7 protein-coding genes are annotated in these 7707 nt (G+C 59.0%); 3 read left to right on the top strand and 4 right to left on the bottom strand.

Going from position 1 to position 7707, the window contains the following annotated elements; all coding sequences use genetic code 11:
• Window positions 1-205: 205 nt before the first annotated feature.
• Complete coding sequence (locus RSB01_RS12635; protein ID WP_332592178.1) at window positions 206-811, bottom strand: TIGR00730 family Rossman fold protein; 606 nt, start codon at window positions 809-811, stop codon at window positions 206-208.
• 308 nt (window positions 812-1119) lie between these two features.
• Here RSB01_RS12635 and RSB01_RS12630 point away from each other — a divergent pair, with 308 nt between their 5' ends.
• Entirely contained in the window at window positions 1120-1644 is a 525-nt protein-coding gene (locus tag RSB01_RS12630; RefSeq protein WP_332592177.1) for a hypothetical protein, read from the top strand.
• 105 nt (window positions 1645-1749) lie between these two features.
• On the opposite strand, the gene RSB01_RS12625 is transcribed toward RSB01_RS12630, so the two are convergent.
• Both RSB01_RS12625 and metC read right to left on the bottom strand, forming a co-directional pair.
• On the bottom strand, window positions 1750-2916 hold the full coding sequence (locus RSB01_RS12625; protein ID WP_332620598.1) for a DNA cytosine methyltransferase: 1167 nt from the start codon (window positions 2914-2916) through the stop codon (window positions 1750-1752).
• A 69-nt stretch (window positions 2917-2985) separates the two neighbouring features.
• Window positions 2986-4179 (bottom strand): cystathionine beta-lyase, encoded by a 1194-nt coding sequence (metC, locus tag RSB01_RS12620; RefSeq protein ID WP_332592145.1) that lies wholly within the window; start codon window positions 4177-4179, stop codon window positions 2986-2988.
• A gap of 110 nt (window positions 4180-4289) precedes the next feature.
• Between metC and RSB01_RS12615 the strand changes: the two genes are divergently transcribed.
• Together RSB01_RS12615 and RSB01_RS12610 are read left to right on the top strand one after the other, a co-directional pair.
• The gene (locus RSB01_RS12615; protein WP_332592096.1) at window positions 4290-5366 is read left to right on the top strand and encodes an amino acid ABC transporter substrate-binding protein; all 1077 of its coding nucleotides are present in this window, start codon (window positions 4290-4292) and stop codon (window positions 5364-5366) included.
• A gap of 27 nt (window positions 5367-5393) precedes the next feature.
• Window positions 5394-6710 (top strand): dicarboxylate/amino acid:cation symporter, encoded by a 1317-nt coding sequence (locus RSB01_RS12610; protein WP_332625587.1) that lies wholly within the window; start codon window positions 5394-5396, stop codon window positions 6708-6710.
• A gap of 3 nt (window positions 6711-6713) precedes the next feature.
• Here RSB01_RS12610 and sseA read toward each other — a convergent pair whose 3' ends face one another.
• Window positions 6714-7550: a 3-mercaptopyruvate sulfurtransferase gene (gene sseA, locus RSB01_RS12605; RefSeq protein WP_332625584.1), complete on the bottom strand. Its 837-nt coding sequence runs from the start codon at window positions 7548-7550 to the stop codon at window positions 6714-6716.
• Window positions 7551-7707: the final 157 nt, after the last annotated feature.

The following is a 7707-nucleotide window of genomic DNA, read 5'->3' as shown; positions in this document are numbered from 1 at the left end:
AGGGTCGCGCGGGTAGCCGGCGCGTCGGCGAAAGCAGGGGCAGCCGTAAACAGTACGGCAGCGATAGCGATGGCACGCATAATAGATCTCCTGAACCAAAACCCGGGGAGGACACGCAACAGAAAGAGGAGTTATGTGCGTTGTTTTTGGATACTGTCAACATAGGTGAACGCTGATTTGTTAACAGCGTTCACTTTGTCGCACTTTATCGGGGATCGTGGCGGACGTGGGGCGTTGATTCGGATTTCTGCATCATTTCGATCGCTTCTTCTACGGAAGTCGCAACCGTATAGGCTTCAAGGAAGCTGGCGGGCGTCATGCCTGCTTTCACGGTCTCTTCCAGAAGCGTGAACAGGCTGTCCCAGAAGCCGAGAATGTTGAGGAAGATGACCGGCTTTGCGTGCAGGTCGAGGCGTTTCCACGACAGCAGCTCGATGACTTCTTCAAGTGTGCCGACACCGCCCGGTGCGACAACGAACACGTCGGATTCGTCGTACATCATCTGCTTGCGCTGGTGCATGGACTCTACGATCACGGTTTCCACGTCGTCGAACAGGCGTTCGCGGCTACGCAGAAAACGCGGCATGATGCCGACCACGCGTCCGCCCTCGGCATGGGCCGCACGCGCCGATGCGCCCATCAGGCCAACGCCGCCACCGCCATAAACCAGTCGCCAGCCTACCTGCGCCGTCTGTTGTCCGAATGCGCGACCGGATTCGAGATAGGCCGGATCATTGCCGTCCGAAGAGGCGCAAAACAGGCAAACCGATTGGCCATCATAGGGCGCGACAGTGGATTTCAGTTCAGTCATGGCAGCTCTGGCTGTGGGGGAAAGGGAAGACATTGCGCCCTGAAACGGGCATGGATTTATCTAGCAGAGAATCTGGAGGATGAGTGAAGATGAAACCTTGTCAGGTCGCCAAAACTTTGACCTGTGCTGCGGTTCTTTCGATATTCGCCCTTACGGCATGTAAGCCTGCGGACCCAACCACGTCTGATGAAAGCATATCCGGAACGGAATGGCTTCGCCCTCCGTCACTGGAGAATGCCGTCTGGAGTGGTAATGCGATCCGTCTTGGCGGTGAGGCCGAACCCAATGGGCGGGTTGTCCTGGCGGGCATGAACGGTCGTGTGTACGCCGCTAATGCCAGGCCGGACGGCAGCTTTGAAATCGAACTGAATGTTCCCGATCAGGGGTTGTACCTGAAGCCGCGTGCTCAGGTCGGGCAGGAGTTCATCGACGGACACGGGCTGATTTTCCTGAAACCCGGTGAACACCCGGTGGCGGTCACGCTCACGGATGGCGAGGCCAGTTATAGGCTGGCCCATAATAGTGCGCTGGAAGCGGTTGATAGTGACGGGGCCATGCTGATCGTGTCAGGCCATTCGCCGACGACGGCTGTGCCAAGTCTGCTGGTGGACGGACAGACCATGCCGGTCGAACTGGATTCGCGTGGGCACTGGGCCGTTATTCTACCCGCAGGTAAGGGGCCGACCGTGATCAATCTGGACGAACGGGTCTATAACTATCCCGGTTTTGGAACGGTGGAATCGGGTATCGAGTTTGTTGCTGACGGATGGCGCATTACGCGCAAAATCGGGGACAAGGCTGTGCAATCCACATGGTTGCCTGTCGATAGGTAGCTGAATGGTAATGAAATATTTACTGTTAATCTTTTGTTAACCAAAGCAGATAGAACTAGGCATGTTCTCTGAATTTCGAGAGCACCCACCATCACCGAATACTTTTTACCCGGCGCTTCTGGTGCCGGGTTTTTTCTGGTCGGTATTCTGTTCGATCATAAGCAGGGGCTCGAACAGGTGTCGGGCAAGGTGGCCAACGACAGGAACGGCCACACCGTCACCAGTCAGGTGATAGGCATCATTGTAGTTTTTGGGCAGGCGATACTGATCGGGCAGGCCCATCAGGCGTGCCGTCTCGCGCGGAGAAATCAAACGCGAGCGGATGCGGCGGCCGTCCACAACCATAATGATCTGGCGGCTGGAGCCACCCGAAGGGGTCCGCAAGCATCCTGCCACATCGTCAAAGCGCACTTCGGCCCGTTGAACCTTGGTGCCATCGGCAAGGCGGCGCGTGCGCTTGTAGATGCCACCGACCATGCGACGACCAGCGCGCTTGGCGGCTGTGACCTTGGCCAGATTGACGTCGGACATCTTGGCCAGAAGTGCGCGGGTCTCATCGGCGGAATGCCACTCGACGCCTTTGGGGCGGTCTTCGATAATGTCGACAAAATCGAGGGGGCGACGCGGTGGAGTTGGCAGGTTCCACCACACCATATTGGCGCGCACCTCTTCGGGCAGGGCCAAAGTTGCGCGGCGCAGCGAGGCTGTGTGGAAGGGCGCAATCGGTTCGGGGGAAACCAGTTCCTCACTGATCGCGAGGGTTTGGGGAATGCCGATGACAAACAGACGCGGACGCGACTGGGGGACGAACAGGTCCGCATTGATGACCAGAGCGCCAAAACGGTAACCCGCTTCGGCAAAGGTCGTGCAGATACGCACAAAATCGGCACCGCCGCGCGAGGTCAGCGCACCGCAGACATTTTCGACAGCGACCAGAGACGGTGCGCGTCCTTCGGCTTTTAGCTGTTGGATCAGCGACCAGAATGTGTGGAAGGTGCCGGAACGTTCACCGGCCAGTCCCTTGCCCCATCCGGCCAAGGACAGGTCCTGACAAGGGAAACTACCCCAGCACATATCGGCCTGTGCAGGCAGGTCCGCGGACACAAGGTTGCGGATGTCGCCGACGTTCAACTCGCCGTCGGTGCCCCAGTTAGCCTGATACGAGAAGCCTTTTTTGGCGTCGAAATCATTGGCAAAGGTGCAGTCCCAACCGGCCCCCAAGCCCTGACGCACCATGCCGCCGCCAGCGAAAAATTCATAAAAACGGGGCATCGAGACTTCTGTGGCGGGGAATCGGGACGCATCAGTGTGCGCCCCGTCCAGATGGGCGGCAAGGCAGCTTTAGGTGGGCGAGCCACTTAGTCCCCAACCGCTTAGCGCATTGGCTAGATCAGCGATCAGGTCGTCTGTGTCTTCCAGCCCGATATGAAAGCGCATGAGAGCCCCTTCCAATTGCGGTTGGTGCAGGCGTTGTTCCAGTTGCGAGGTTTCATAGGTGACGAGGCTTTCGAACCCGCCCCACGAATAGCCCATGCCGAACAGACGCAGAGCGGACATCAGGCGATGGGCGTCGGTGCGGTTGCCACCCTTCATCACCACGCCGAAAAGCGAGGCGGCACCATCAAACTGGCTCTTCCACAAATCGTGCTGCGGTGAGGCCGAAAGTGGCGGGTAGAGCACGCGCGAGACTTGCGGTTGTTGCTCCAGCCACTGCACGATACGCAAGGCCGAACGGAACTGGGTGCCGTAGCGCAAGGGCAGGGTGCGAATACCGCGCAAGGCCAGCCAGGCATCATCGGGCGACACATGCCAGCCATTGTCGTCAATGGTCTCGAATATGGTGTCAGCCATGGTCTGGGTCGCCACCGAAATAGCGCCCATCAAGATGTCGGAATGCCCGCCGACATATTTGGTCAGGGCCTGTACGCTGATGTCTATGCCGTGTTCCAGCGGGCGATAGGCCAGTCCCGCACCCCATGTATTATCGACAATCGTGATGATGCCGCGTTCTGCACAGGCGCGTGCCAGCGCGGCCATATCCACCATCTCGAAGGTGAGCGAGCCGGGCGCTTCGATCAGCAGTACGCGCGTCTTGTCGCCCAGGGCCTCAATGATCGCATCGGTTGAGGCTTCGGCTGGATGAAAGCGTGTCGCGATACCTCGATCCGACATGTGGCGCGTCAGGAATCGGCGGGTGGGACCATAGACGGCATCAGTACACACAATCTCGTCACCGGGGCGCAGGATGGCTGTTAGCGGAACAGTTACGGCGGCCAGACCGGACGGCACGATCAGGCTGTCATGAGCGCCTTCCATATCGGCCAAAATGTTGCGCAGTTGTCGGGCAGCCGATCCGCCTTCCAGCCCGTAAACAGGACCATCGCGAGAACTGTTCATCTGGGCCGGATCGTCGCTGAGCATGGTCGAGGCCCGCTCGATGGGCGGGTTGACGGGGCGACGTCCCTTGCCGCGCTGTGTGGCGGGTGAGATCAGGCGTGTCGACAGGGCTTTGGGGAGAGTTGAATCGTCGCTCATGGTTATCTCGGGTTGCGGCCAGCGGCATACAGGGGTCTAAAGGGTACGGGGCGCAAGACGTGTATGGAGATTCAGGCATGGTATTGGCCGATGGAATGCGGATTGCCTTGGTGAGTTTGGCAGTCGGCCTGACCTTGGCCGGTTGTCAACGTTCTGGTGATGACCGCAACAAAGCCGATACCCAGCCTCCTGCCGCGGCGACCAATCTGACCGATATCGAGATGGCCAGTCCGACTCTGGCGCGGGTGCGACAGCGCGGCCATCTGTTATGCGGTGTGCACGAGGGACTGGTCGGGTTTGCCTATACGGACAACAAGGGCAGCTGGCGCGGTTTCGACGTCGATTTTTGTCGGGCAACGGCGGCTGCGGTCTTGGGTGATCCCGATGCTGTCCGCTTTGTCCCGCTAAAAGCCGCTCAGCGCTTTCAGTATCTGACCGAAGGTCGGGTGGATGTTCTGTGGCGCAATACCTCGTGGACGATGAGCCGCGATTCCGGTGGCGAACTGACCTTTGCGGGGATCAACTATTATGACGGACAGGGTTTTCTGGTCCGTCGTTCTTTGAACCTGTCCAGCGCGACCGAGTTGAATGGCGCGCGCGTGTGCGTGCACGCCAATTCGACCAGTGAGCTGAACGCCGAGGACTTTTTCAGAACGCGCCAGATCGAGTTCAGGCCGGTGATCCTGCCGACCGAAGAAGAGGCCCGACAAACCTATGCCCGCGAAGGGTGTGATGCGCTGACAGGGGATGTGTCCGCTCTGGCGGCGGCCCGCAGTCTGATGACCGATCCCAGACAGCATGTCTTGCTGCCGGAAGTCATTTCCAAAGAGCCTCTGGGGCCGGTGGTTCGTGCCGGAGACGAGCGCTGGGCCAGTGTGGTGCGCTGGGTACTGAATGCTCTGATTTCCGCCGAAGAATTGGGACTGACCCAAGAAAGCGTGAAGCGCATCAAAGAGGGCGAAGGCTCTGCCGATGTGCAGCGTTTTATGGGTTACGAGGGAGAGTTCGGGCCGCGTCTGGGGCTGAGCCGTGACTGGGCCCGCGATGCCGTGGCCGCCAGCGGCAACTATGGTGAAATTTTTGAACGTAACATCGGGCGTCAGTCCGCACTCGGTCTAGAGCGCGGTTTGAATGCCCAGTGGAATGCGCCGGAGAGTGGTTTGATCTACGGCCTGCCTATTCGTTAGGCACGCCAAGCGATGTGAGGGGGATTTATGGATCAGGTATCCAAGCGCCGTTTGCCGCTACATGTGCTGATGTTGATCGGCTTTGTGGTGGGCTTGGCCGGAGGACTGATCGTCAATGCGACGATTGGGGGTGATAACTATTGGGTCCAGCAAATCACCCGAAACGTCACGGGACCGATAGGCCAGATATTCTTGCGCCTGCTGTTTATGCTGGTGCTGCCGCTGCTGTTCTCGGCCCTTGTGGTCGGGGTGGCGGAAATGGGCGACCTCAAGGTTTTGGGTCGGGCCGGCATCAAGAGTCTGTTGTTTACGGTGCTCGTATCGTCGATCGCGGTGATTATCGGTCTGGTCATGGTGAACCTGTTCCGACCGGGGGCGGGCGTTGATCCGGTCGTAGCCGCGCAGCTTCTGGAGCAGGGCAAGGCGGGGGCCGCCAGCATCGTTGAAAATGCCAAGGCGGGTACGACTGGAACCAACTTCTTCGTCGAACTGATCCCCAGCAATGTGTTCAAGGCCGCGGCTGATAACGACATCCTGCCCGTCATGGTCTTTGCCATGCTGTTCGGTGTCGGTGTGGTGATGGTACGAAACAGCGCCACCGATCATATGCTGAAATCGCTTGAGGGCCTGTTCGAGGTCATGATGAAGCTGATCGGCCTCGTCATCAAACTGGCTCCGTATGCGATTGCCTGTCTGATGTTCAACCTGTCGGCGCTGTTTGGTCTGGACCTTCTGGTCCGTCTGGCGGCGTTTGTGGGCGTGGCGGTCGGTGCCATGGCGATCCACATGTTCGTGGTCTATCCGCTGCTGGTCTGGACCATGGGCGGCATGTCACCGATCAAGTTTTTTTCGAGCATTCGCGAGGCGATGGTGGTGTCGTTCTCTACGGCGTCGTCCAATGCGTCCTTGCCGGTATCGTTGCGTGTGGCGGAACAGGAACTGGGCCTGCCGCGCAAAATTTCACGCTTTGTGCTGACGGTCGGCGCAACGGCAAACCAGAACGGAACGGCCCTGTTCGAGGGGGTGACGGTTCTGTTCCTCGCCCAGTTCTTTGGGGTTGATTTGACGCTGACCCAGCAGTTCGTGGTGATGCTGATCTGTATTCTCGGAGGCGTGGGAACTGCAGGGGTACCGGGGGGCTCGTTGCCGGTGGTGGCTATGATCCTCGGGATTGTGGGCGTGCCGGTCGAGGGGATCGGCTTGATCCTCGGTGTCGACCGCTTCCTCGATATGTGCCGTACCAGTCTGAATGTCACAGGCGATCTGGTTGTCGCGACTGTGGTCTCGCGTGGCGAGGAGGACACCGGCTTTGACGATGAAGATGTCAGGCCAGTGGCCAGTTGATTGCTAGCTTTCGACGGGGGTGTCGGAACGGCTCCCCCATTCGCTCCACGAGCCGTCATAAAGGCGCGAGGGTTTGCCCAGCAGGGTCAGGCCCAGCGTCAGGATGGCAGCCGTAACGCCCGAACCGCAACTGGTGATAACGGTCCGGTCCATATCCAGACCAACCGATTGAAAAGCGGCCTCCAGTTCGGGGCCGCTTTTTATTGTGCCGTCGGCATTCAGTAACTGGCCGAAGGGCAGGTTCAGAGCGCCCGGCATATGGCCACCACGCACACCGGCGCGGGGCTCGGGCGCGGTGCCGTTGAAGCGAGCACTGCCACGGGCATCCAGTATCTGTGTTGAACTGTTTAAGGCCGCTTTGACATCCTCGAGCGTGGCGATCTGTGCGGTGTCGAACGAAGCGATGAAATCTGTAGGGATAGGAGCCGTGACATCGCCGGATACAGTGCTCCGCCCTTCGGCTTTCCATTTGGGCAGTCCGCCATCCAGAATACGGACATCGATTGCGCCATACAGTTGGAGCATCCACCAGAAGCGCGCCGCCGAAAACAGGCCCTGTGTGTCATACACGATGATGGTGTCGTTCTGGTTGATACCCGCCTTGCCAAGTTGGTCTGCAAAATACTCCGGCGAGGGCAGTGTGTGCGGTAAGCCGGATTCGGGATCCGATATCTGTTCCAGATCGAGGAAAACCGCGCCTTTGATGTGCTCGGCTATGTAATCGGCACGAGCATCACGACCATCCAGCCACCAACTGCCATCCACAAGCTTGGGTGCGCCGCTTTCCAGAAGGGCAGCCAGTTCATCCGTCGAAATCATGGGGGAGGCAGGACGTGTCATGCGTTCTTTGTATCACATTGCTGCGGTGACGGGGGTGTGGTCATGGCGGATAGTGGCATGGTATCTTGCGCTTAACAGCATCAGACGCCACCTGATGTTCCAGAATCAGGGTGTGTACTTACGCCCGCCTCCTAGATTGAAAGCCTCGCTGTGACCC

The organism is Brevundimonas sp. (assembly GCF_036659295.1).
In the GTDB taxonomy this organism is placed as follows: Bacteria; Pseudomonadota; Alphaproteobacteria; order Caulobacterales; family Caulobacteraceae; genus Brevundimonas.
This window is presented reverse-complemented; position numbering and strand designations above follow the sequence as displayed.

Bases quoted from the DNA above. Each gene is read 5' to 3' on its own strand.
- RSB01_RS12635 (WP_332592178.1), bottom strand. From the start codon at position 811: ATGACTGAACTGAAATCCACTGTCGCGCCCTATGATGGCCAATCGGTT.
- RSB01_RS12630 (WP_332592177.1), top strand. From the start codon at position 1,120: ATGAACGGTCGTGTGTACGCCGCTAATGCCAGGCCGGACGGCAGCTTT.
- RSB01_RS12625 (WP_332620598.1), bottom strand. From the start codon at position 2,916: ATGCCCCGTTTTTATGAATTTTTCGCTGGCGGCGGCATGGTGCGTCAG.
- metC (WP_332592145.1), bottom strand. From the start codon at position 4,179: ATGAGCGACGATTCAACTCTCCCCAAAGCCCTGTCGACACGCCTGATC.
- RSB01_RS12610 (WP_332625587.1), top strand. From the start codon at position 5,394: ATGGATCAGGTATCCAAGCGCCGTTTGCCGCTACATGTGCTGATGTTG.
- sseA (WP_332625584.1), bottom strand. From the start codon at position 7,550: ATGACACGTCCTGCCTCCCCCATGATTTCGACGGATGAACTGGCTGCC.